Origin of the sequence: Paracoccus alcaliphilus (genome assembly GCF_028553725.1) — a bacterium.
GTDB classification, from domain to species: Bacteria; Pseudomonadota; Alphaproteobacteria; order Rhodobacterales; family Rhodobacteraceae; genus Paracoccus; species Paracoccus alcaliphilus.
Map to the genome: position 1 here is coordinate 1,091,890 of NZ_CP067124.1, position 23,882 is coordinate 1,115,771.

General features: G+C 64.0%; 24 protein-coding genes. 13 read left to right on the forward strand and 11 right to left on the reverse strand.

Annotation, left to right across the window (positions count from 1 at the left end):
- Nucleotides 1-12: 12 nt before the first annotated feature.
- The 5 genes from petA to JHW40_RS05615 all read right to left on the reverse strand — a co-directional run bounded on the left by petA (nucleotide 13) and on the right by JHW40_RS05615 (nucleotide 5,900).
- Nucleotides 13-573 (reverse strand): ubiquinol-cytochrome c reductase iron-sulfur subunit, encoded by a 561-nt coding sequence (gene petA / locus JHW40_RS05595; RefSeq protein ID WP_090612007.1) that lies wholly within the window; start codon nucleotides 571-573, stop codon nucleotides 13-15.
- Between the two features lie 237 nt (nucleotides 574-810).
- The gene (gene radC / locus JHW40_RS05600; protein WP_090612004.1) at nucleotides 811-1,608 is read right to left on the reverse strand and encodes a RadC family protein; all 798 of its coding nucleotides are present in this window, start codon (nucleotides 1,606-1,608) and stop codon (nucleotides 811-813) included.
- A 54-nt stretch (nucleotides 1,609-1,662) separates the two neighbouring features.
- A complete protein-coding gene (gene dnaJ / locus JHW40_RS05605) occupies nucleotides 1,663-2,823 on the reverse strand; it encodes a molecular chaperone DnaJ (protein WP_090612002.1) in 1,161 nt (386 codons plus the stop codon).
- Between the two features lie 74 nt (nucleotides 2,824-2,897).
- Complete coding sequence (dnaK, locus tag JHW40_RS05610; protein WP_090611999.1) at nucleotides 2,898-4,817, reverse strand: molecular chaperone DnaK; 1,920 nt, start codon at nucleotides 4,815-4,817, stop codon at nucleotides 2,898-2,900.
- Nucleotides 4,818-5,042: 225 nt separating this feature from the next.
- Nucleotides 5,043-5,900: an ABC transporter permease gene (locus JHW40_RS05615; RefSeq protein ID WP_244519180.1), complete on the reverse strand. Its 858-nt coding sequence runs from the start codon at nucleotides 5,898-5,900 to the stop codon at nucleotides 5,043-5,045.
- Between the two features lie 157 nt (nucleotides 5,901-6,057).
- Between JHW40_RS05615 and cysQ the strand changes: the two genes are divergently transcribed.
- The 8 genes from cysQ to JHW40_RS05655 all read left to right on the forward strand — a co-directional run bounded on the left by cysQ (nucleotide 6,058) and on the right by JHW40_RS05655 (nucleotide 14,970).
- Nucleotides 6,058-6,855: a 3'(2'),5'-bisphosphate nucleotidase CysQ gene (gene cysQ, locus JHW40_RS05620; RefSeq protein ID WP_170851806.1), complete on the forward strand. Its 798-nt coding sequence runs from the start codon at nucleotides 6,058-6,060 to the stop codon at nucleotides 6,853-6,855.
- Nucleotide 6,856: 1 nt separating this feature from the next.
- Nucleotides 6,857-7,657, forward strand: a complete 801-nt coding sequence (locus JHW40_RS05625) for a 3-deoxy-manno-octulosonate cytidylyltransferase (RefSeq protein WP_090611995.1) — start codon at nucleotides 6,857-6,859, stop codon at nucleotides 7,655-7,657.
- Between the two features lie 187 nt (nucleotides 7,658-7,844).
- Nucleotides 7,845-8,741 (forward strand): UTP--glucose-1-phosphate uridylyltransferase, encoded by an 897-nt coding sequence (locus JHW40_RS05630; RefSeq protein ID WP_090611992.1) that lies wholly within the window; start codon nucleotides 7,845-7,847, stop codon nucleotides 8,739-8,741.
- A 3-nt stretch (nucleotides 8,742-8,744) separates the two neighbouring features.
- Nucleotides 8,745-9,731, forward strand: coding sequence for a UDP-glucose 4-epimerase GalE (galE, locus tag JHW40_RS05635; RefSeq protein ID WP_090611990.1), 987 nt, complete (start codon nucleotides 8,745-8,747; stop codon nucleotides 9,729-9,731).
- The gene (locus tag JHW40_RS05640) at nucleotides 9,728-10,774 is read left to right on the forward strand and encodes a glycosyltransferase family 2 protein (RefSeq protein ID WP_090611988.1); all 1,047 of its coding nucleotides are present in this window, start codon (nucleotides 9,728-9,730) and stop codon (nucleotides 10,772-10,774) included. The genes galE and JHW40_RS05640 overlap by 4 nt, the downstream gene beginning before the upstream one ends.
- A gap of 85 nt (nucleotides 10,775-10,859) precedes the next feature.
- Complete coding sequence (locus JHW40_RS05645) at nucleotides 10,860-11,888, forward strand: glycosyltransferase family 2 protein (RefSeq protein WP_090611985.1); 1,029 nt, start codon at nucleotides 10,860-10,862, stop codon at nucleotides 11,886-11,888.
- Nucleotides 11,885-13,579: a DUF5927 domain-containing protein gene (locus JHW40_RS05650; protein WP_090611982.1), complete on the forward strand. Its 1,695-nt coding sequence runs from the start codon at nucleotides 11,885-11,887 to the stop codon at nucleotides 13,577-13,579. The genes JHW40_RS05645 and JHW40_RS05650 overlap by 4 nt, the downstream gene beginning before the upstream one ends.
- Nucleotides 13,576-14,970: a sulfotransferase family 2 domain-containing protein gene (locus JHW40_RS05655; RefSeq protein WP_090611979.1), complete on the forward strand. Its 1,395-nt coding sequence runs from the start codon at nucleotides 13,576-13,578 to the stop codon at nucleotides 14,968-14,970. The genes JHW40_RS05650 and JHW40_RS05655 overlap by 4 nt, the downstream gene beginning before the upstream one ends.
- A 28-nt stretch (nucleotides 14,971-14,998) precedes the next feature.
- Here JHW40_RS05655 and JHW40_RS05660 read toward each other — a convergent pair whose 3' ends face one another.
- Together JHW40_RS05660 and JHW40_RS05665 are read right to left on the reverse strand one after the other, a co-directional pair.
- On the reverse strand, nucleotides 14,999-16,387 hold the full coding sequence (locus tag JHW40_RS05660; RefSeq protein ID WP_090611976.1) for a phosphohexomutase domain-containing protein: 1,389 nt from the start codon (nucleotides 16,385-16,387) through the stop codon (nucleotides 14,999-15,001).
- 63 nt (nucleotides 16,388-16,450) lie between these two features.
- Nucleotides 16,451-18,502 (reverse strand): ATP-binding protein, encoded by a 2,052-nt coding sequence (locus JHW40_RS05665; RefSeq protein ID WP_170851805.1) that lies wholly within the window; start codon nucleotides 18,500-18,502, stop codon nucleotides 16,451-16,453.
- Between the two features lie 184 nt (nucleotides 18,503-18,686).
- Here JHW40_RS05665 and JHW40_RS05670 point away from each other — a divergent pair, with 184 nt between their 5' ends.
- From JHW40_RS05670 to JHW40_RS05680, 3 genes are read left to right on the forward strand one after another with little or no spacing between them, the layout of a single operon-like run.
- Nucleotides 18,687-19,088, forward strand: coding sequence for a ketosteroid isomerase-related protein (locus JHW40_RS05670; protein ID WP_090611971.1), 402 nt, complete (start codon nucleotides 18,687-18,689; stop codon nucleotides 19,086-19,088).
- Entirely contained in the window at nucleotides 19,085-19,669 is a 585-nt protein-coding gene (locus JHW40_RS05675; RefSeq protein ID WP_090611969.1) for a GNAT family N-acetyltransferase, read from the forward strand. The genes JHW40_RS05670 and JHW40_RS05675 overlap by 4 nt, the downstream gene beginning before the upstream one ends.
- Nucleotides 19,670-19,671: 2 nt before the next feature.
- On the forward strand, nucleotides 19,672-20,529 hold the full coding sequence (locus JHW40_RS05680) for a carbon-nitrogen hydrolase family protein (RefSeq protein ID WP_090611967.1): 858 nt from the start codon (nucleotides 19,672-19,674) through the stop codon (nucleotides 20,527-20,529).
- A 19-nt stretch (nucleotides 20,530-20,548) separates the two neighbouring features.
- Here JHW40_RS05680 and hmuQ read toward each other — a convergent pair whose 3' ends face one another.
- The 3 genes from hmuQ to JHW40_RS05695 form a co-directional block, all read right to left on the reverse strand.
- Complete coding sequence (hmuQ, locus tag JHW40_RS05685) at nucleotides 20,549-20,863, reverse strand: heme-degrading protein HmuQ (protein WP_090611964.1); 315 nt, start codon at nucleotides 20,861-20,863, stop codon at nucleotides 20,549-20,551.
- Nucleotides 20,864-20,942: 79 nt separating this feature from the next.
- Complete coding sequence (locus tag JHW40_RS05690) at nucleotides 20,943-21,080, reverse strand: hypothetical protein (RefSeq protein ID WP_170851804.1); 138 nt, start codon at nucleotides 21,078-21,080, stop codon at nucleotides 20,943-20,945.
- Nucleotides 21,073-21,612 (reverse strand): polysaccharide biosynthesis protein, encoded by a 540-nt coding sequence (locus tag JHW40_RS05695; protein ID WP_090611962.1) that lies wholly within the window; start codon nucleotides 21,610-21,612, stop codon nucleotides 21,073-21,075. Before JHW40_RS05695 ends, JHW40_RS05690 begins: the two co-directional genes overlap by 8 nt.
- 146 nt (nucleotides 21,613-21,758) lie before the next feature.
- Here JHW40_RS05695 and JHW40_RS05700 point away from each other — a divergent pair, with 146 nt between their 5' ends.
- Entirely contained in the window at nucleotides 21,759-21,914 is a 156-nt protein-coding gene (locus tag JHW40_RS05700; protein ID WP_170851803.1) for a hypothetical protein, read from the forward strand.
- Between the two features lie 14 nt (nucleotides 21,915-21,928).
- On the opposite strand, the gene JHW40_RS05705 is transcribed toward JHW40_RS05700, so the two are convergent.
- The gene (locus JHW40_RS05705; RefSeq protein ID WP_211657294.1) at nucleotides 21,929-22,615 is read right to left on the reverse strand and encodes a sugar transferase; all 687 of its coding nucleotides are present in this window, start codon (nucleotides 22,613-22,615) and stop codon (nucleotides 21,929-21,931) included.
- A 499-nt stretch (nucleotides 22,616-23,114) separates the two neighbouring features.
- Here JHW40_RS05705 and JHW40_RS05710 point away from each other — a divergent pair, with 499 nt between their 5' ends.
- Nucleotides 23,115-23,789, forward strand: coding sequence for a PIG-L deacetylase family protein (locus JHW40_RS05710; RefSeq protein WP_090611956.1), 675 nt, complete (start codon nucleotides 23,115-23,117; stop codon nucleotides 23,787-23,789).
- Nucleotides 23,790-23,882 lie beyond the last annotated feature (93 nt).

Here is a 23,882-nt window from a genome sequence, read left to right on the forward strand (position 1 = left end):
GTGAAGCCCTCCTCAGCCCAGTTGGAGCGTGGTTTCGTTGATGAATTCTGCAACAGGGATGTGCAGGTTCTGCGGCGCGGGACCGCGGCGGATGCGCCCGGCGGTGTCATAATGCGACCCGTGGCAGGGGCAGAACCAGCCGCCGAAATCGCCGGCACCATCGCCGATCGGCACGCAGCCCAGATGGGTGCAGACGCCGATCTGGACCAGCCATTCGCCGGCCTCGTCCAGGGTCCGGTTCTCATCCGTGGCCGAGGCCGCCGGATCATTGGCGTTCTGGGCGTTCTGGTCGATCAGTTCGTTGACCTGGACCGCGCGCCCCGCCTCGATCTCTTCGGGGGTGCGGCGGCGGATGAACACCGGCTTGCCCAGCCATTTGACGGTCAGCTGCGAACCGACCTCGACACCGCTGACATCGACCTGGATCGACGACAGGGCCTGAACGTCCGCCGAGGGATTCATCTGGTTCACAAGCGTCCAGGCGGCGGCTCCGGCAGCCACCGTGCCTGCGCCCGCAGTGGCATAGTAGAGGAAATCCCTACGGGTGCCTACGTGATCATCTGCGTGGGACACGGGTAATTCTCCAATTCAGGCCAAGGAATTGGCCGATACGTCAATCCGGCCACTTTTGATTGCAGCCTTCGCGTTCGCGGTTCTAGCGTTCAATTCCTTGCCAGTCCAGCATCTAAGCCTGCGCCAAAAGGCGCAAAAAGCCGCAGTTGCTGGAAATCTGCACCCATGATCCCGGCAGGAAATGGCCGGTCGGGCCGTCGGGGAATGCCGTCGGCGGGGGTGATTCCATCATCGGCCCTATAACAATCCTTCGGCGCGAAAGCTGAGTTCGCGCGATTTTCCGATGATCAGATGGTCGTGGATGGTGATGCCCATGCTGTCGGCCGCCTGCGCGATGCGGGCGGTCATGGTAATGTCCGAATCCGACGGGGTGGGGTCGCCCGAGGGGTGGTTATGCACCAGAATCAGCGCCGATGCGTTCAGTTCCAGCGCCCGGCGGATGATTTCGCGCGGATAGACCGGGACATGATCGACCGTGCCCTGCGCCTGTTCCTCATCCGCGATCAGCACGTTCTTGCGGTCCAGATACAGCACCCGGAACTGTTCGATTTCGCGATGGGCCATGGTGGTGTGGCAATAATCCAGCAGCACCTGCCAGCCAGACAGAACCGGCCGGTGCAGGATGCGGGCGCGGGCCAGACGTTGGGCCGCGGCCTCGACGATCTTCAACTCGGTGACGACGGCGGGGTCGACGCCCTCGACCTGCGTCAGCCGGACCGCAGAGGCCGACAGCACCCGGTTGAAATCGCCGAATCGTTCGATCAGGCGACGGGCCAGCGGCTTGACGTCCTGTCGCGGGATGGCACGGAACAGGACCAGTTCCAGCATCTCGTAATCCGGCATGGCCGCCGCGCCGCCCTGCATGAAACGTTCGCGCAACCTTGCGCGGTGATCGGCCAGATAGGATGGCGCGGCTTTGCCGGGACGTGTCGAAGGAACGGGGCGCGTGGAAGCAACCGCCACCGGCTGCACATCATCGGCGGCGGGCGTGAACAAGGGCAGGGGCATTTCGCCAAAGGAACGATTCGGGTCCATGACGTCAGCATGGTCCCGAATCGTGAAGAACAGGTTAACGAAAATCGCCGCAGATCAGCGGGTCATGTCGTCCCAGAAGCCTTTGACCTTGTTGAAGAAACTGTCTGATTGCGGGCTGTTGTCGGCCTTTTCGGCCTCGAATTCGCGCAGCAGTTCCCTTTGGCGCGGGGTCAGGTTCACCGGCGTTTCCACGGTCAGTTCGATCAGCATGTCGCCATGTTCGCCCGCAGCGCCCGGACCATGCCGCAGTGGCGGCATCCCCTTGCCGCGCAGGCGCATCTGGCGGCCCGACTGGCTGCCTGCCGGGACCTTCACGCGCGAACGGCCACCGTCGATGATCGGCACCTCGACCTCGCCGCCAAGGGCGGCGGTGGCCATGCTGACCGGCACCTGACAGGCAAGGGTCTTGCCTTCGCGCAGGAAGATCGGATGCTCGCGGACCTCGATGAAGATATAGAGATCGCCCGAGGGGCCGCCGCGCATCCCGGCCTCGCCCTCTCCGGCAAGGCGGATGCGGGTGCCGGTCTCGACGCCTGCGGGGATATTGACCGAAAGGGTGCGTTCCTTTTCGACGCGGCCAGCGCCGTGACAGGCCTTGCAGGGATTCTTGACGATCTGGCCCTGACCGCCGCAGGTGGGGCAGGTGCGCTCGACGGTGAAAAAGCCCTGTTGCGCGCGAACCTTGCCCATGCCCGCACAGGTCGGGCAGGCGACCGGCTGGGTCGCACCCTCGGCCCCGGTGCCCTCGCATTCGCCGCAGGCGACCGAGCCGGGAACCCTGATGGTCTTTTGCAGACCGCTATAGGCCTCTTCCAGCGAAACGCCCAGATTATAGCGCAGATCCTGCCCGCGTTGCGCGCGCGACCGGCCGCCGCCCGCGCGACGACCGCCCATCATGTCGCCGAACAGATCCTCGAACACATCGGCGAAGGCCGAGCCGAAATCGCCCGGATGGGCCCCGCGACCACCACCGAAACCGCCGCCGCCATTTTCAAAGGCGGCATGGCCAAAGCGGTCATAAGCGGCCTTCTTCTGGTCGTCCTTCAGGCAGTCATAGGCTTCGTTGACTTCCTTGAAGCCTGCCTCGGCGTTCTGGTTGTCCTGATTGCGGTCGGGGTGAAGCTCTTTCGCCTTGCGGCGGTAAGCCTTCTTGATTTCGTCTGGCGCGGCACCGCGGGCCACACCCAGCACCTCGTAATAGCAACGCTTGGCCATGTCGTTTCCTGTTCACCAGCCCCATGAAATCGGCCGGCCCGAGGGGGGCCGGCCAAGGGGCGAAGCGGCCCGGATCAGCCGCGTTTCTTGTTCTCGCCGAGATCCTCGAAATCGGCGTCCACGATGTCCTCGTCCACGTTGCGCGGCTGGTCTTCGTCGCCTTCCGCAGCGCCTTCGGACGATGCTTCCTGCGCCTTGTAGATCGCCTCGCCCAGCCGCATGGATGCGTCCATCACGTTCTGGATGCCGGATTTGATCTTGCCGGCGTCTTCGGATTTCAGCGATTCCTCCAGCGCGCCGATGGCCAGTTCGATCGCCTCGACGGTCGATCCGTCCACCTTGTCGCCATGCTCTTCCAGTGATTTGCGGGTCGAGTGGATCAGGCTTTCGGCCTGGTTGCGGGCCTCGACCAGTTCACGCCGCGACTTGTCGGCATCGGCATTGGCTTCGGCATCCTTCACCATCCGCTCGATATCCTCGTCGGTCAGACCGCCCGAGGCCTGAATGGTGATGTTCTGTTCCTTGCCGGTGCCCTTGTCCTTGGCGGAAACCGACACGATGCCGTTGGCGTCGATGTCGAAGGTCACCTCGATCTGCGGCATGCCGCGCGGCGCAGGCGGAATGTCCTCAAGGTTGAACTGACCCAGCATCTTGTTGTCGGCGGCCATCTCGCGCTCGCCCTGGAAGACCCGGATCGTCACGGCGTTCTGGTTGTCCTCGGCGGTCGAGAAGATCTGGCTTTTCTTGGTCGGGATGGTGGTGTTGCGGTCGATCAGGCGGGTGAACACGCCACCCAGCGTTTCGATCCCCAGCGACAGCGGCGTCACGTCCAGCAGAACCACATCCTTGACGTCGCCTTGCAGCACGCCGGCCTGAATGGCAGCACCCAGAGCCACGACCTCATCGGGGTTCACGCCCTTGTGCGGTTCCTTGCCGAAGAACTCGGTCACGGCCTCGATCACCTTGGGCATGCGGGTCATGCCGCCGACCAGAACGATCTCGTCGATTTCCGACTTCGAGCAGGCGGCATCCTTCAGCGCGTCCTGAACCGGCTTCATGGTGCGCTTGATCAGGTCGCCGACCAGACTTTCCAGCTTTGCGCGGGTCAGCTTCATCACCATGTGCAGCGGCGTGCCCGAGCTGGCATCCATGCTGATGAAAGGCTGGTTGATCTCGGTCTGGCTGGAGCTGGACAGCTCGATCTTGGCCTTTTCGGCGGCTTCCTTCAGGCGCTGAAGGGCCATCTTGTCGCGGGTCAGATCGACGCCGTGTTCCTTTTTGAACTCGTCCGCCAGATAGTTGACGATGCGCATGTCGAAGTCTTCGCCGCCAAGGAACGTGTCCCCGTTGGTCGATTTCACCTCGAACAGACCGTCGTCGATTTCCAGAATGGTGATGTCGAAGGTGCCGCCGCCAAGGTCATAGACGGCGATGGTCTTGGTTTCCTTCTTGTCCAGACCATAGGCCAGCGCGGCCGCGGTCGGCTCGTTGATGATGCGCAGGACTTCGAGGCCGGCGATCTTGCCCGCGTCCTTGGTCGCCTGACGCTGCGCGTCGTTGAAATAGGCGGGGACGGTGATGACGGCCTGCGTCACGGCTTCGCCCAGATAGGATTCGGCGGTTTCCTTCATCTTCTGAAGGATCATCGCGCTGACCTGAGCGGGGGAATATTTCTCGGCCTTGACCTCGACCCAGGCGTCGCCATTGCCGCCATCCACGATGGAATAGGGCACCAGCTTGCGGTCCTTTTCCACGGCCTCGTCGCCGATGCGGCGGCCGATCAGGCGCTTGACGGCGAAAACGGTGTTGGTGGGGTTGGTCACGGCCTGACGCTTGGCGGGCTGGCCGACCAGACGCTCGCTGTCGGTAAAGCCGACGATAGAGGGCGTGGTACGGGCACCTTCGCTGTTTTCGATGACCTTCGGCTGGCTGCCGTCCATGATCGCGACGCAGCTGTTGGTGGTGCCGAGGTCGATCCCGATGACTTTTGACATAGATATAACCTTTCTTGCGGCGATATGCAGGCCTTGGGTCCGTTATGGCCCCCGCGGCCTATCCCTTGCTGAGTTGGCCAGTGCGAGAGTTCACCCGGAACGGTCCGGGCGGCTTCGGGGGTGTATATAGGGATGGTTTCGGGCCCCGCAAGCGTCAGAGCCGGTCAAAATCACTCTCATTTTCATGCTGCGATGGCGGTTGGCGGTTGCGGCGGGCGCGAAGGGTCAGCTTGTCGCGCCCCAGCTGATCGATTCGTATTTGCGGGTGGTGAAGTTGATCAGCAGCCCGATCATCAGCGCGACCAGCGAAAACCACAGCGCATAATAGGGATCGGTCTTTTGCGGCGTATAGTTGATGAAGGCAAAGCCGCGCGTCTGGTCGATGACATGAAACAGCGGGTTCCACGAAAAGAACGGCAGCATGATGTTGGGCAGAATATTGGCCACGAACATCTTGCCCGAGGCGATCATGTTGATCCGCTGATACATGGTCGTCATCAGCTTCGATCCCTTGGGGAACCATGGCCGCAGCCCCAGAAAGATCAGCCCCACGCAGCAGCCCGAGAACCACGACAGCAGGAACATCACCACACATCCCAGCGGGTCTTCCAGCCGCAGCGGGTTGAACAGCAGGTGATACACCCCCAGCAGCGTCATGATCGTGATGGCCTGCCGATACAGCACCGCCAGCGACGCCGCGGCGATCATGATCGCGGCGTTCAGCGGCTGGTGCCGGGTCAGCCCGCCCAGATTGTGGCTGCCCGAAACCGCGCCCACCGTCTGGATATGGGTCAGGAAAAGCATGATGCCGGACATGAGGAACAGGATGAAATCGGCCCGGATCGGCGATGAACGCACGCCCATGATCAGATAGAGGCCCATGAAGGCCATCATCATCACCGAAGTCTGCGCGATGGTCATCAGCAACCCGACGATGGCGTTGCGATGCTCGGTCCGCAGGTTATAGACCGTCTGGTGATAAATCAGCGTCAGCGTCGTGCCCGCTGCCTGCACCATGTTGCGGTTGTTGCGTTGCGAAAACAATCCGGCCCGGCCCCGATCCTGCCCCTGATTGGGCACCATTCGTTCCGCCGACGCGGATCTGCGCCCAATGGGCTGCGGCGGCACCTGCATGATGGCGGGGTGCTTGCCCCGCCTGTTCAGTCGCATCATAAGGGTGATGAAGCCGCGAGACAATCAGTCGCCGCGGCACAATACGCCTCAGCCAAGGGGAAACCTGATGCAATTTGACCGACTCACCTCTGAAATGCGGAAACTGGCGTTGCAGGCTGGCGCCGAGATCATGCGGATCTATGAGGCGGAAGATTTCGACGTGCGCGCCAAATCCGACGACTCGCCGGTGACGCAGGCCGACGAGGCCGCCGATGCGCTGATTGCCGCCGGTCTGCGCGCGGCATTCCCCGATATCGCGCTGGTGACCGAAGAACAGGCCGAGACCCACGGCCAGAGCCTTAGCACCTTCCTGATCGTCGATCCGCTGGACGGCACCAAGGAATTCGTGCAGCGTCGCGGCGACTTCACCGTCAATATCGCCTATGTCGAGAACGGCCTGCCGGTGCGCGGCGTGGTCTATGCGCCTGCCAAGGGGCGGTTGTTCTATACCACCGCCGACGGCCGCTCGGTCGAGGAAAAGGGCCCCTTCGGCGACCAGCCGGGCGAGACCCATCCCATCGGCGTCAACCCGATGCCGGACAATCGCGGGCTGATGGTGGTGGCGTCGAAATCGCACCGCGATGCGGCGACGGACCACTATATCGGCCAATATGGCGTGCGCGACATGACCAGCGCCGGATCGTCGCTGAAATTCTGTCTGGTCGCGACGGGCGAGGCCGATCTTTATCCGCGCCTTGGCCGGACGATGGAATGGGATACGGCGGCGGGCGACGCGGTGCTGCGCGGCGCGGGCGGTCAGGTGGTGCGCTTTGACGACCATACGCCGCTGGCCTATGGCAAGCCGGGCTTTGAAAACCCCTTCTTCATCGCCTTCGCGCCGGGCGTGTTGCTGGTCAAGGACTGAAATGCCGGTCCTGCTGGTCATTCCCGCGCGCCATGCCTCGACCCGTTATCCGGGCAAGCCGCTGGTCGAGCTGCGGGGCGCCTCGGGCGAATCCCGCAGCCTGATTCGCCGCAGCTGGGATGCCGCGATGACGGTGACGGGCATCGACCGGGTGGTGGTGGCCACCGATGACAAACGTATCCGCGACCATGTGCAGGGCTTCGGGGCCGAGGTGGTGATGACCTCGACCGCCTGCCGCAACGGTACCGAACGCTGCGCCGAGGCGGTGGCCAATCTGGGCATCGCGCCCGAAATCGTGGTGAACCTGCAAGGAGACGCGCCGCTGACCCCCGCCTGGTTCGTCGAGGATCTGGTGGCGGGCCTGCGCGCCGATCCGGGTGCCGATGTGGCGACGCCGGTGCTGCGCTGTTCGGGGCGGATGCGGGCCGATCTGATTGCCGACCGCATGGCCGGGCGCGTCGGCGGCACCACCGCGGTCTTTGGCCACGACAGCCGGGCGCTCTATTTTTCCAAGGAAGTGATTCCCTTTGCGGCGGGCGATTATGGCGACGACGATCCCAGCCCGGTGTTCCACCATGTCGGTGTCTATGCTTATCGCCCCGCCGCGCTGGCAGAATATCCGGCCTGGGACGAGGGCGCGCTGGAGCGTCTGGAGGGGCTGGAGCAGCTGCGATTCCTCGAACGGGGCCGCTCGATTCGCTGTGTCGAAGTGCAGGCGCGCGGACGCCAATTCTGGGAACTCAACAACCCCGAAGATGTTCCACGTCTGGAATCAATGATGCGTGAGATGGGGCTGCGCTAAGCAGAAAGATGCCTTCCCCCTTCGTCCGTTAGGCAAAATTTGAGCAACCGGGCTGGTTGTCATGGCTTTGCGTCAAAGACGGGGGTAATCTGTGCCTTGATTGTCCAGAATATATGCGTTGTGAACGTGTCGGCATGGTTTTGCGAAATGTGCCGAAATTTGAATGGAAGGACGAAGGGTGCCAGATATGAGTCGCAAGGTGACCAAGGCAATTTTCCCCGTGGCTGGTTTGGGAACGCGTTTTCTTCCCGCGACAAAGAGTATCCCAAAGGAAATCATGACGCTGGTGGATCGCCCCCTGATCCAGTACGCGATTGATGAGGCCCGCGAGGCCGGGATCACGGAATTCATTTTCGTGACCTCGCGCGGCAAGGGCGCGCTCGAGGATTATTTCGACCACGCCCATGAGCTGGAATCGAGCCTGAAGAAATCCGGCAAAACCCAGTTGCTGGACATCCTGCGCCAGACCAACATGGAATCGGGCGCCATCGCCTATATCCGTCAGCACAAGGCGCTTGGTCTTGGTCATGCGGTCTGGTGCGCGCGTCGCCTGCTGGCTGATGACGAACCCTTTGCGGTGATCTTGACCGACGACGTGATCATGGGCGAACCGCCCTGCCTGCAACAGATGATCGAGGCCTATCGCGAGACTGGTGGCAGCATGGTCGCCACGATGGAGGTCGCGCCCGAAAAGGCATCCGCTTACGGCGTTCTGGACGTGGCCGAGGATATGGGTGCCATCGTTCGCGCGCGCGGCATGGTCGAAAAGCCTGCGGCTGGGTCCGCGCCGTCGAATCTGGCGGTGATCGGGCGCTATATCCTTGCGCCGACGGTCATGCAGAACCTGAACAAGCTGAAGCAGGGTTCGGGCGGGGAAATCCAGCTGACCGATGCCATCGCCGACGAGATCGAGGCCGGGCGCGGCGTCTATGGCCTGCGCTTCCGTGGCCAGCGTTTCGATTGCGGTTCGAAGGCGGGCTTCCTTCAGGCGACGGTGGCCTTCGGGCTGGCGCGCGACGAGCTGAAGGAAGAATTCGCCGAATATCTGCATGATGTCATGTCGATGCGGCGGGCGGCTGAATAAGCGATGGCAGACAAGGTATTGGTGACCGGCGGCGCCGGTTACATCGGCTCGCATGCCTGCAAGGCGCTGGCGGCGGCCGGTTACGTTCCGGTGACGCTGGACAACCTGTCCACCGGCTGGCGCGATGCGGTGAAGTTCGGCCCGCTGGTTCAGGCCGATCTGATGGACCGCGCCGCGCTGGACGCGGCCTTTGCCGAACATCGGCCCGTGGCGGTGCTGCATTTCGCGGCGCTGTCACAGGTGGGTGAGGCGATGGCCCAGCCCGGCAAATACTGGCGCAACAACGTCGCCGGATCGCTGAACCTGATCGAGGCGGCGGTGGCGGCGGGTTGTCTGGATTTCGTCTTCAGCTCCACCTGCGCGACCTATGGCGACCGCGACGGCGAGGTGCTGGACGAGAGCACGCCGCAAGCGCCTCTGAACGCCTATGGCGCCTCCAAGCGCGCGATCGAGGATATGCTGGTGGATTTCGCGGCCTCGGATGGGCTGCGGCATGTGATCTTCCGCTATTTCAACGTCGCGGGTGCCGATCCCGAGGCCGAGGTGGGCGAGTTCCACCGCCCCGAAACCCACCTGATCCCGCTGATTCTGGATGCGGTGGATGGGCGGCGCGATGCGCTGACCATTCACGGCACCGATTATCCGACGGCGGATGGCACCTGCATCCGCGACTATGTTCATGTGATGGATCTGGTCGATGCGCATGTGGCCGGGCTGGAATGGCTGCGCGCGGGCAAAGGCAGCCGGGTGTTCTGTCTGGGCACCGGCGACGGGTTTTCCGTCCGCGAGGTGGTGGATGCGACGAAACACGTCACCAATCGCGCCGTGCCGATGGTCGATGGTCCGCGCCGGGGCGGCGATGCGGTCAAGCTGGTCTGCGGCAGCAAGCGCGCCCGGGACGAGTTGGGCTGGCGGCCCGAGCGTTCGACCATGAAGCAGATGATCGGGGACGCCTGGCGCTGGCACCAGTCCGGGCATTACGATCAGTGAGCCCGCCCGACCGGCGCAGGTGGCCCCGGCGGCTGTGGTCCGCATGGCGCCTGCGTTGGAAACGGCGTGAACTGCTGTGGCGCACGATCCGCTCGGGTCGGGCGCTGACCCCTGTGGCGGACCGCACGGCGCAGATCCGCAAGGGCGATATTCTGATATTCGCGTGCCTGCGCAACGAAACCCAGCGCCTGCCGGAATTTCTGGCCCATTACCGGGCGCTTGGGGTCAGCCATTTCCTGATCGTGGACAATGACAGCGATGATGGCTCGGACCGGCTGCTGCTGGATCAGGGGGATGTGTCGCTGTGGCAGACCCGGGCATCCTATCGCGATGCGCGGTTCGGCATGGATTGGATCGGCGCGCTGCTGTTCCGTCACGGACACGGGCATTGGTGTCTGACCGTCGATGCCGATGAGCTGCTGGCCTATCCCGATCACGAGGCGCGGGGGCTGGCCGCGCTGACGGCCCATCTGGATGCGCAGGGCATCCGGGGCATGGGCGCGTTGATGCTGGACCTGTTCCCCAAGGGGCCGCTGGACGAACCGGCGCAGGGAACGGTGCTGGAGCAGCTGCCGTTCTTCGATCCCGGTCCCTATCGCTGTCAGGTCATGCAGCCGCGCCGCAACCGCTGGGTGCAGGGCGGCATCCGCGAGCGGGCCTTTTTCGCGGATCGGCCAAGGCGGTCGCCGACGCTGAACAAGCTGCCCCTGATCCGATGGGACCGGAGCTTCGTCTATGTGAACTCGACCCATTCCATGCTGCCGCCGCGGATGAACGACCTGTGGGACGGGCCGGGCGACCCGCGCCTGTCGGGCATCCTGCTGCATAGCAAGTTCCTGCCGGGAATTGCCGCGCGATCAGCGGAGGAATTGCAGCGTCGCCAGCATTTCGTCGATCCCGACGCCTATGTCGGCTATCATCGCGCGCTGACCGATGCGCCGGTTCTGTGGCATCCCGGCGCCCTGCGCTATGCGGGTTGGCGGCAGATGCAGGCGCTGGGATTGCTGGGCACAGGCGGCTGGATGGGTGGGACAGACAAATGAGTCAAAAGCCTTGCCAAAGGGGGCCGCAGGCGGCATGTCGGCTGGATGAACTTGCCCGGGAAACAGTCCTGCCGGAGGGTGTGACATGCGCGGCCTGACGCAGCTGGCCATCTGGGACCGCTTGCGCCGACGTGCCGAGCGTCAACGCCTGATCGTGCGCGCCGTGCGCCGCCGCCGCAGGCTGCGGGTGGTCGTGGACCGCACCAGCCAGATCGGCAAACAGGACATCCTGGCCTTCGTAACCCAGCGGAACGAGCGTCTTCGGCTGCCCTATTTCCTTGAATATTACCGCAATCTGGGCGTGCGCCATTTCCTGTTCGTGGATAATGACAGCGACGATGGCAGTCTGGATTACCTGTCCCAGCAACCCGATGTGTCGGTCTGGCATACCAAATCCGGCTATAAACGCGCGCGGTTCGGCATGGACTGGATCAACTGGTTGCTGTTCCGCTATGGCAACGGCCATTGGTGCCTGACCGTCGATCCGGATGAGTTTCTGGTCTATCCCCATCACGAGACGCGCCCCCTTCAGGCGCTGACCGACTGGCTGGAAAATACCGGCCGCAACGCCTTTCCCGCGATGTTGCTGGACATGTATCCGCAGGGGCCGGTCGATGCGCAGCCCTATCACGAGGGACAGAACCCGTTCGAGATCGCGCGCTGGTTCGATCCGGCGAATTACACCATCAGCAAGAACCCCACCTATGGCAATCTGTGGATTCAGGGCGGGCCGCGCGTCCGGGCCTTTTTCCGGGATGATCCGCTGGCGGGGCCGGCGCTGAACAAGATCCCGCTGGTCAAATGGTTCTGGCGCTATGCCTATGTCAGCTCGACCCATATGCTGCTGCCGCGCAAGCTGAACCTGACCTATGACGAGGACGGGGGCGAACTGGCCTCGGGCTGCCTGCTGCATGCCAAGTTCCTGTCCACCTTCTCGGAAAAGGCGTCCGAAGAGCTGGACCGCCGCCAGCATTACGCCAACAGTCAGGAATATCGCGCCTATCACGCCGGACTGCAGGACGAGGTCGATCTGTGGTGCCCGGAATCGCGCGAATACAGCGATTGGCAGCAGCTGGAAGAGCTGGGCCTGATCTCTCGGGGGAACTGGGCATGAGGGATGGGGCCGGGGTGCGGCTGGGCGTGGTCCTGCTGTGCCATTCCAATCTGGCGATGGCGGCGCGGATGGCGCGGATCTGGCTGGAAGGGGGCGCGCGGCTGGCGATCCATATCGACGCCAAGGTGCCCGCCGCCGAGGTCGAGAAGATGCAGAAGGCGCTGGCCGGGTTCGAGGGCGTTCTGTACACCCCGCGCCACCGATGCGACTGGGGCCGTTTCTCGCTGGTGCAGGCGACGCAGGACGCGGCGACGCATCTGCTGGCCGATTATCCCGATACCACCCATGTCTATCTGGCGTCCGGGGCCTGTCTGCCGCTGCGTGACGTATCCGAGCTGATCGGATTTCTGGCGCTGGACCCGCGCTGCGATCACATCGAGAGCGTCAGCGCCCATGATGTTGGCTGGACCGTCGGCGGGTTGAACGAGGAACGGTTCACACTGTATTTCCCCTTTGACTGGCGCCGTCAGCGGCAGTTGTTCGACCGTTTCGTCGCCTTGCAGCGGCGGCTCGGGGTGCATCGCAAGATGCCGCGCGGGCTGTCGCCGCACCTGGGCTCGCAATGGTGGTGTCTGACCGCCGCCACGCTGCGCGCCATTCTGGACGAGCCGCGCCGGGTCGAGTTCGACAGCTTTTTCCGCAGCGTCTGGATACCGGATGAAAGCTATTTCCAGACGCTGGCGCGGCGGTACTCGGTGCGAATCGAAAGCCGTTCGCTGACCATGGCGAAGTTCGACCACAAGGGCCGCCCCTATCAGTTCTATGACGATCACATCCCGCTGCTGGAGGAATCGCGCTGTTTCGTCGCCCGCAAGATGTGGGCCGGGGCGACGGCGCTGCAAAACCATTTTCCGCGCCCGGTCTCGACGGATGATCAGGTTCTGTCCCCTGATCCGGTGCGGATCGAAAGGCTGATCAACCGCACCGTGCGGCGTCGGGTCTATGGGCGACCGGGGCTGTATATGCAAAGCCGCTTTCCCCGCAAGGATGCCGAAAATGGCAAGACCTCGGCCCCCTATGCGGTGTTTCAGGGGCTGAACGATCTGTATCCGCACTTCAACAAATGGCTGGCCCGGCATGTCACCGCCGATGTTCACGGCCATCTTTTCGCCCCCGATGAGGTCGAATTCGCCCGTGGCGCGAAGGTCGGGCCGGGGGCGATCTCGTCCAGTGCGGCGGTGCGCGACCGTGATCCGCAGGGGTTTCTGACGGCGCTGATCCGGATCACGCAGAAGATGCAAGTGTTTCAGTTCAGCCCGCGCGACAACCAGTCGCTGAACTGGTTCATGGCGACCGATCCGAACGCGCATATCTTCGTGGTGACCGGCGCGTGGATGCTGCCGCTGCTGCATTCGGGCATGCCCTTCGACAATATCCGCCGCATGGCCGCGCGCCTGCAAGGGGTCGAGTTGCGGCAACTGGACGTGCTGAACTCTGTCTGGGTCAAGGCGCGCGTGCAGATCTGGGACATGACCGACTTTCTGGCCCGTCCGCAGGCCCTGCTGGACAACGCCTTCTGGCAGATCGACCCCAATGCCGAACTTGTGCGTGACCTTCCCGACATGCGTGATATGGCGGGCCTTGAACAACTGTTGCTGCGGCTGCGCAATGCCGGGTTGCGCCCGCTGCTGACCGGGGATCTGAACGGGCTTGCCCCCGTGCCCCAAAGTGAAAGGAACAGCCCCAAATGAGCGACGCTTTCCGCAGCTTCGTGATTTTCGCCGAGATGCGCACCGGCTCGAACCTGCTTGAGGCGACACTGAACGCGCAAAAGCGCATCACCTGCTTTGGCGAGGCCTTCAACCCCTATATGATGGGCTGGCCCGACAAGGACGAATTGCAGGGCATCACCCGCGATCAGCGCGAGGCCGACCCGATGCCGCTGTTGCGCAAGCTGACCGACAAGCCGGGGCATCTGCCGGGTTTCCGTTATTTCCACGATCACGATCCGCGGGTGTTCGACGCGATCATCGAGGACCGCCATTGCGCCAAGATCGTGCTGACGCGCAACCCGCTGGACAGCTATGTCTCGACCCTGCTGGCGCGCGAAACGAACCAGTGGAAGCTGAACGAGACCGAAACCCCGATCCCCGCCGCGATCAGTTTCGACGGCGAAGAGTTTCGCCAGATGCTGACGGACATCGAGGAATTCCAGCTGCGGGTGCAGCACGGATTGCAGGCGACCGGGCAGACCGCTTTCTGGCTGGGCTATGACGATCTGCGCGATACGGCGGTGATGACCGGGCTGGTCCACTGGCTGGGCCGCAAGGATATCGCGCAGGTCGAGGTTGCCAACGATCAGGTGCCGCAGAACCCGCGCGAACTGGCCGACAAGGTCAGCAACTTCAAACAGATGCAGAAAAGCCTGCAAGACCTGGACCCGTTCCAGTTGCGCAAGATCCCGAATTTCGAACCCCGCCGGGGGCCTGCGGTGCCCAGCTTCATGGCCTCGGATGCGGGGGCGGGGCTGGTTTTCATGCCGGTCAAGGGCGGCCCCGGCGGTACGGTCCGCAACTGGATGCAGGGGCTGGGCAAGGTCAGCGGCGAGTTCACCCAATCCAGCCTGCGCCAGTGGAAGCGCGACCATCCGGGCCATCGCAGTTTCACCGTGCTGCGCCATCCGCTGCATCGGGCATGGGACGCCTTTTTGCATCTGCTGGCCTCGGCCCGGCCCGAAATGCGGCAGGTGATGCGTGATGTCCACCGCGTGGCCCTGCCGCGTGACGAGGAACTGGCCGATCTGTCCGACAAGGAGCGGCTGCGGCTGTTTCACGATTTTCTGGGCTTTCTGCGCCGCAACCTGAACGCGCAGACGACGCTGCCGACCCATCCCGGCTGGGCCAGCCAGTCCGAGATTCTGGCCGGTTTCGCCCGTTTCACGGTCCCCGACCTGATCGCGAGGGAAGATCGGCTGACCGAGGATATGGCCGGGATCTGCGCCGCGACCGGTATCGATGCCGAGCAACTGGCCGGCCTGACCCCGGAACCCTGCCCGGATTTCCTGCGCGACCGCAAGCTGGCGGCGGCGGCGCGGGCGGCCTATCTGCGCGATTATATCGCCTTCGGTTTCGACGATCTGTAAAGGGGCGCCGTGATGGCGCTCCCCTTGTTCAGCCCTTCAGCAGCGCCGCGATCTCGGCCTGCTTTTCGGCCACCAGACCGGCATCGCCATCTGCCTCGACATTCAGCCGCACCACCGGCTCGGTATTCGACTTGCGCAGGTTGAAGCGCCATGTGCCGAAATCCAGCGACACGCCGTCCAGATCGTCGCGCGACTTGGCCTTACCCTCCAACGCCCCGATGACGCGGGCGATCGAGGCATCGGGATCGGTCAGCTCATAGTTCGTCTCGCCCGATGAGGGGAACAGCCGCATCCGCTCCGACAGCAGCTCGTCCAGCGACTTGCCCTTGCGCGACAGCAGTTCGACCATCAGCAGCCAGGGGATCATGCCGCTGTCGCAGTAATAGAAGTCGCGGAAATAGTGGTGCGCCGACATCTCGCCGCCATAGATCGCGCCGACATCGCGCATCTTGCGTTTGATGAAGGCATGGCCGGTCTTGCTGACCACGGCTTCGCCGCCCGCCTCGCCGATCAGGGCGCGGGTGTTCATGATGACGCGCGGATCGTGGACGACCTTTTCGCCGGGCGATTTCTCAAGGAAGGCCACGCCCAGCAGCCCGACGATATATTCGCCCGGAATGAAGCGCCCGCTTTTGTCGAAGAAGAAGCAGCGGTCGAAATCGCCATCCCATGCGACGCCCAGATCGGCGCCCTCGGCCCGGACAGCATCGGATGTGCGCGGCTGGTTTTCCGGCAGCAGCGGGTTCGGGATGCCGTTGGGAAAGCTGGAATCGACATCGTGATGCATCCGCACGAAGTCCAGCGGCGCGCCCCGGCGCTGCAATTCGGCTGCGATGGCATCGAAGGTCGGGCCAGCGGTGCCGTTTCCGGCATTGACCAGAATTTTCATCGGCTTCAGCGCGGAGATATCGACGAAATCGGCCATCGCGCGGGCATATTCCGCGCGCGCATCGCTGAAATCGGTGACGCTGCCCTTGGCTGTGGGGGTGAATTCGCCCGATTGGGCCAGTTCGACGATCGGCGGCAGTTCGGTGGCCGGATCCAGCGGCGCCGATCCGCGCCCGACGATCTTCATGCCATTGTAATTGATCGGGTTATGCGAGGCCGTGACTTCGATCCCGCCATCGGTGTCGTGAAAGCCGGTGTGGAAATAGACCTCTTCGGTGCCCGCCAGACCCAGGTCCAGCACATCGGCGCCGCCATCGGTCAGCCCCTCGATCAGCGCCTGCGCCAGTTCCGGCGACGAGGCGCGGCTGTCGCGCCCGACCACGACCCGTTTGGCATCGCGCGCCTGCGCAAAGGCCCGCCCGATGCGATAGGCCACGTCGGCGTCCAGGTTCTTGCCCAGCTCGCCCCGAACGTCATAGGCCTTGAAGCAAGTGATGGCGCGATGGCCAAGCCGGTCTTCCGCGTTCATGAGCGCAACTCCTTCACGTTTTGCACGCCGAGCGCTAGCATCTGTGCCGGAAAACTCAAGTCCTTACCCGCCCTTGTCGGCGGATCCCGGCAAGGGCGGCAGCGTGCCCGGCGGACGATAGCGCGACAACAGCCGGAAAAGCTGTTCGCGGCGGATCGGCTTGGCGGCGATGTCGTCCATTCCGGCGGCCAGCAGGCTGCCGCGTTCCTCTGGCGCGGCATTGGCGGTGATGGCGACGATTCTTGTGCGCGCCGCCAGTGACGAGCCTTCCGAGCCGCGGATCTGCCGTGCCGCCGACGGGCCGTCCAGCACCGGCATCAGCACATCCATCAGGATCAGGTCCGGGTGCCAGTCCCGCCAGATCCCGACCGCCTGCGCCCCGTTGGTGGCCATGCGCAGGCCGATATTGCAGCCCGCCAGCATCCGGTCGATCACCAGCCGGTTGGTGGCATTGTCGTCCACCGCCAGCACCCGCATCCGGCGCTGCGGTCCGGCATCCGGGGGATAGAGCACCTGCCGGGCGGCGGTGGTCAGGGCGGCGCGTTCGACCGGCGTGGTCACGATCCGGTCGAAGCCGTGGCCGGGTGGCAGGGTGACAACGACCGCCGCCATGATCCAGACCGGAATGCCGGGTGCGATACGCGCCAGTTCGCGGCGCAGCGCCAGCGCCCGCCCGATATCCCTGTTGTCGTCATAGATGATCAGCGCGGGCATCCGTCCCGCATCCAGCATGGCTTTCGCCCCGTCCAGATCGGCGCAACCCTCCATCCGCAGATCGGCGGTGGCGAGGATATGGCGCGCGCGCCGCCAGACCAGCCGGCGCGAGCAGATGAACATGATCCACGGCGTATCCGACGCCTTGCCGGGCTGCACCGCCGGACGCGCCATGGAATCCGGCACGGCGGGCAAGGGCAGCCGTGCCCCGAATGTCGAGCCCTGCCCGGGACTGCTGCACAGCCACAGCTTGCCGCCCATCTCGGCCACCAGCCTGCTGGTGATGGCAAGGCCCAGCCCGGTGCCCGCCGCGGGGGTTTCGCGGCCGGTGGGATCGGGCAGGCGGGTGAATTCGTCGAAAATGCCGTCGATATCCTCATCGGCGATTCCCGGCCCGCTGTCCTCGACCATGATGATGACGCCGCCGGGGCATTGCTGAATCCGCAGCCGCACATGGCCCGCGACGGTGTATTTGACCGCATTTCCCAGCAGGTTGAACAGGACCTGCCGCACCCGCCCCGGATCGCCGACATGGCTGGCCGGGGTCAGCGTGTCATAGCTGAGCCGCAGGTCCAGCTTCTTTTCCACCGCGTTCGGGCAAAGCAGCGTCAGCACCTCGATCGCCATTGCCTCCAGATTGAACGGAGCTTCGATCCGGGCGGGTCGGGCGTGTTCGCGCCGGGCAAGGTCCAGCATGTCGTTGATGATCGACAAAAGCGCCTCGGCAGAGCTGCGGATGGTGCGGATCAGGCGCAGCTGTTCCGGCGACTGCCCGGTTTCGGCCAGCACCTCGGCCATGCCGATGACGCCGTTCAGGGGGGTGCGCAGTTCATGGCTCATATGCGTCAGGAAACGCGAACGGGTGCGGATGCCCTGTTCGGCCTGAAGCCGCGCCTGTTCCAGTTCCTGTTCGCGCCGGGTCTCGGCGGTGATGTCGCTGGCAAGGCAGATCAGGTGGCGGCTATCGTCATATTTCAGGAACCAGCGATATGTTTGCCCGTTGCGGGCGGTGACGTTGCGCGGCAGGCCGTCACCATCGGCCAGTTGCTTCAGCAGGGTGGCGCGGGTGCCTTCGGTGATCTGGATCAGATCACCGCCGGACAGGGCATCGACCACCTGATCGACATGGGTGCCGGGTGTCAGCTTCAGCGCCGGGGCAAAGAAGTTCCGGAACGCGCGATTGGCGTAAAGCAGCCGCATCCGGTGGTCAAAGACCGCGAAGCCGTCCGACAGCGTTTCCAGCCCGGCCGACAGGGACCGGGATTTATGCGTGCTGTGAGCCACTGCCGCCGCCAGCGCCCCGGCGGCGGCGGCGTTTTCCGCCCCAAGCCCGGCCAGATCCAGCGCGGGCACCTGTCCTGCCTGCAACTGGCTGGCGCAGGCCAGCATGATCCGGCGCATCAGCGCCGCCTGATCGCCCCCTTTCCGTTCCGTCCCGCCCAAATCGCCACCGATTCCCGTCCTTGTCCCGCAGCATAGCCCGGGCCGGGTAAAGACCCGGTTAAGCGCCGCCATCACCCTTTGGGTGGAGGTGACGCGAGGCCGCAGGCGCGCTATGGGAGGGATGGATTCAAGGAGACCGACGATGGACAGCAAAGCCCTGATCGCCGCCTATTACGAGGCCTTCAACGCCGGGCAGACCGACCGGATGCTGGAGATGCTGCATGACGATGTCGAACATCACGTCAATGAGGGCGATATCCGCAAAGGCAAGGATCTGTTTGCCCAGTTCAACCGCCACATGACCGAGACCTATAAGGAAAACCTGACCGACATGGTGATCTTCGCCAATGAGGCGGGTGACCGGGCAGCGGCGGAATTCATCGTGAACGGGACCTATCTCAAGACCGACGAGGGGCTGCCCGAGGCGAATGGCCAGACCTATCGCCTGCCTGCCGGGGCGTTCTTTGCCATCCGCGACGGCAAGATCGCGCGGGTGACGACCTATTACAACCTGACCGACTGGATGGCTCAGGTCGGGGCATGAGCGTCACCACCCGCATCCTGACGGGCGATGCCCTGACCGCCGCACTGGATGATGTGGCGCGGCTGCGGATCGCGGTGTTTCGCGACTGGCCCTATCTCTATGACGGCGATCTGGAATACGAGCGCAACTATCTGACCGCCTATCAGTCGCCCGGCGCGGTTGTCGTGGTGGCCGAGGGCGAGGGGCGGATCGTCGGGGCCTCGACCGGGGCGCCGATGACCGATCACGCCGATGATTTCGCCGCCGCCTTTGCTGACCGCCCCGAGCCCCTGTCGCAGATCTTCTATTGCGCCGAATCGGTGCTGTTGCCGGACTGGCGCGGGCACGGGCTGGGTCACGCCTTTTTCGACGCGCGCGAAAACCATGCGCGCGCCCTGGGCCTGCGCTATGCCGCGTTTTGCAGCGTGATCCGCCCGGCGGATCATCCCGACCGGCCCGCGGATTATCGCCCGCTGGACGGGTTCTGGCGCAAGCGTGGATATGAGCCCCTGCCGGGCGTGATCGCGACGTTTTCATGGAAGGACAGGGGCCAGCCCGCCCAGACCGCCAAGCAATTGCAATTCTGGATGCGGGAGCTGTGAAGATGGTCAGGATCGCGGCGGCGGCCTATCCGATCGACTGGTTCGACGATTTCAGCCAGTATCAGGCCAAGATCACCCGCTGGGTTCAGGATGCCGAAGGGGCCGATCTGCTGGTCTTTCCCGAATATGGCGTGATGGAGCTTGCGTCTCTGGGCGGGCGCGAGGTTGCGGGTGATCTGGAGGTGTCGCTGCACGAGGTCGCGCGGCATTGGGACCAAGTGGCGGCGCTGCATCAGGCTTTGGCCCGGCAGCACGATTGCCATATCCTTGCCGCGTCTGGCCCGGTGTTCGAGGGCGCGCGTCCCGTTAATCGCGCGGTGCTGTACGGCCCGGATGGCCTGATCGGGCACCAGGACAAGCAGATCATGACCCGGTTCGAGCGCGAGGAATGGGATGTCGTCGGCGCGCCTGGTCTGCGGGTATTCGACACCGTGCTGGGGCGGATCGGCATCCTGATCTGCTATGACAGTGAATTTCCGCTGCTGGGCCGGGTGCTGGCCGAGGCCGGGGTGGAACTGGTGCTGGTGCCGTCCTGTACCGATACCGTCGCGGGGTTTTCGCGGGTGAGGATCGGCGCGATGGCCCGCGCGCTGGAAAGCCAATGCGTCGTGGTGCAGGCGCCGACGGTGGGGGCCTGCGACTGGATGCCTGCGCTGGATGAAAACCGGGGCCGGGCGGCGATTTATGGCCCGCCCGACGGGTTCTGGCCCGAAACCGGCATCATTGCCGAGGGCGGGATGGACCAGCCCGGCTGGGTCATGGCCGAGATCGACGTGGCCCGGATCGCCAACAGCCGCCGCGATGGTGCGGTGCTGCCCTTTGCCCATTGGCCCGAATCGGGAAGGCCGGGGCTGATCTGACCCCGGCCCTGAATCCGGCTCAGGCAGGGATGTGCTGGATCGCGTTGAAGCCCTCGAAGCGCGGCGCGCCGACATGCAGCCTGCGCTTGTCCCCGGCGTTCTGATGGGCGGCGCGGAACTGTTCGCTGCGGGTCCAGTTGCGGAAATCATCCTCGCTGCGCCAGACCGTGTGCGAGGCGTAAAGGCGGTTGCCATCCTCTTCCGGGCCTTTCAGCATGTGGAATTCGACAAAGCCCGGCAGTTCCTTCAGCTGGCTGTCGCGGTTCAGCCACAGCGCCTCGAATTCCTCGGCATTTTCCAGCGGCACGGTAAAGCGGTTCATCGCCAGATACATCTTGCGTCCTCTTGCGGTTGGCAGGTGGCCCTGCGGTTGGCGGCTGGCTGACCCGTCAGGCCCGGCTGGCATGGTCTGGCTATACCTTTGTCACCGCCCCGTCAAAACCGGCGTCGTCAAAACCCATGACGGGCGCCAGCATCGGGCGCAGGTCACCGGGCGACAGCACGAAATCGCTGGCCGGACGCGCCAGCAGGCGTTGCCGCGCCTCATGCAATCTCGGCCCCGGCAGCCGGGTCAGGAAATCTGCCAGCAGGTCGGGATCGGCGCGTTCGATGACAAAGCCCAGACCCTCTGCGACAATCCGTTGCCCGGTCTGCGTGTCCGCCACCGCGACCGGCGGACACCCGCGCCAGTGCCGTGGCCACCATCGCCACGATGACCGACAGGACCATCGCCGCACCCATATCCACCATCAGCAGCAGCGGCACCGAAACTGGAATCACCAGACCCGCGACCAACAGGCGGTTGAAGCGGATGAAGCCGGCCGCCTGATCGGCGCGTCCCTTGTGCAGCGCCGGCACCACGAAGCGCATCGAGGCCGATTCGACATTCAGCGTCAGCGTGACCGAAGCGATCTGCGCCACCGAGATCGCATGGAACACCGCGCCCGACAGTTCCGGCTGCACAAGGCGCACCAGCAGCACCGTCCAGATCAGCGCCAGAACATTGGCGCCCACCCGCGCCACCATCAGCAGAACGGCATTGACCAACCCGGCGCCATTCTCGCCTTTGATGAATTTCTTCAACGGTGTATCATCTTTTGGTTGCGCGCCTGTGGCGGTCGTGTCAGCCATGGGCTTGCCCGCATGCGATGCCGCTGGCGCCCGGCTTTCGGGACGATCGGTTCAGCGCGGATTTGGTGGAAACAGACATGATTACCTGAGGCAGGACAGTGGGACATCTGATCAACGGCATGATCGTCGGCGTCGTCGCCCTGCTTGCTTCATTCCTTTATGGGGCGGGCGGATTGACCGCATTGATCGTCTTCGTGCTGGCGGCCAATCTGGGCGCGCTGGCATCTGTACTGATCGCCCGCATCCGCCGCTGACGCCCGCCGCGTCGTTATTTCCCCGTCGCCCCCAGCACGACCAGCGCCGTGCGGGCGAGGATCGTCAGGTCGGTTTTCAGGTTGAAGCTGCGGGCGTAATCCTCGTCCATGGCGACGCGGGTGGCATAGCTGATATCGTTGCGCCCGCTGACCTGCCACAGCCCGGTCAGGCCGGGACGGACCGACAGATAGGCGTCACGCGCCGGGCCATACAGCTCCAGTTCTGATTCGGGGACGGGGCGGGGGCCGACAAGGCTCATGTCGCCGCGCAGCACGTTCAGCAGCTGCGGCAACTCGTCGAGGCTGGTCTTGCGCAGGAACCGCCCGACAGGGGTGATCCGGGGATCATTGACCAGCTTGCGCGTCAGTTCCCATTCGCGCCGGGCTTCGGCATCGCTGTCCAGCAGCGCCTGCAGGCGTTCGGCGGCGTCCGGCACCATGCTGCGGAACTTGAGGCATTTGAAGCTGTGGCCGTCGCGTCCGACACGCTGATGCCCGAACAGCACCGGCCCCCGCTGGAACCGCAGGGCGACGGCCATGAACAGAATCAGCGGCGCGAAGGTGACCAGCAGCAGCACCGCGCCCGCGATATCCACCCAACGTTTGCCGAACAGGGCATAAATACCGCGCAGATCGGTCTGGCTGTCAGGTCGCTGGCGGGAAGCTGAAGGCGCAATAGCCTTCTTCGTGACGTACTGCATAATGATAACAATCACCTCGGGACAATGAGGGAACTCTGGAACGAAACGGAACACAGCATACAAGCTGGGCGGAACCTCTGGCAGACGGCGCGGCAAGTCAATTGAGGGCATCATTCCCTTCGATGCTGCTGTGCAGAATGTTGCTGTTTTCGATACAGAGCGGCGGGAATCGTGGTTCGACTATCGCTAAGGATGAAACGAGCGGAAGTGACGCAGGGTCAAATGCTCGGGAATCGCCGGAAAGATGGAAAATTAACTAAAAATTTATGCAACTATAGATTGTGCGAATTTTTCCTGAGATGAGCGAGAATGCGCCGATGATATTCATGTGCTCGCCCCCTGATTGTGCTGTCGGGCGTGGATCGCGGCAACTTTCATCCGGCGCGGTATCTGGCCCGGCTGGGGTGTAATTGTATTTCGCGCACCGTTTGCTTAGGCGATAGGCGTTCCGGGAGTGTTTTTCCGGTTCTGTTTTCGGTTTCGCAAGACGGTCTGTTTCATGGTGCAATTTTTGTCCCCCACGGTCGAATCGACTGTGCTGAGCGTGTTCGCGCATCCCGATGACGCCGAGCTTTCCTGTTTTGGTCTGCTGGCCAAGCTGCGGGAATCCGGGTGGAAAATCGTGATGGCCATCGCCACGCGGGGCGAGAATGGCGCCGACAGTCAGGCATGGAACCGCGAATCCGAGGCCCGCGCCAGCGCCGCCCTGATCGGTGCCGAGGTGGTTTTCGGCGATTTCAGGGATGGTTCGGTGCCAAGGTCCAGCGACCTGATCGGCTGGGTTGATTCCCTGCTGGAGACATGGCGACCGGCGCTGATCGTGACTCATTTCGCGGGAGAGGCCCGTCTGGCCCATCAGGATCATGTCGCGGTCGAGGCCGCCGTGCATATCGCCACCCGCCGCGCCGCATGGCTGCCCGATCTGCTGCTGGCCGAGGGCGTGGATGCCGAGCCCTCATTCCGGCCCAACTGGTTTGCCGACGTGACCGCCCAATTCGACTGCAAGCTGCGCGCGCTGGCGACGCATGAATCGCAGGCCGGAAAGCCCTATATGCGGGCCGATTTCACCCGGCTGCGGGCGCGCCGCTGGGAATTGCAGTTCCCCTCGAATGACATGTCCGAAACCGCGCCGCGATATTGGGAGGCCTTCGTTTCCGCCCGCCATGTGATCTGATCATTTCCGATTGTCTGTCTTAACGAGTCCGGTTTGTTTCACCGCCCGTCAGCAACCCCCGCCCGGAATGCCCCTGCCAGCAGGCGGGTGGAA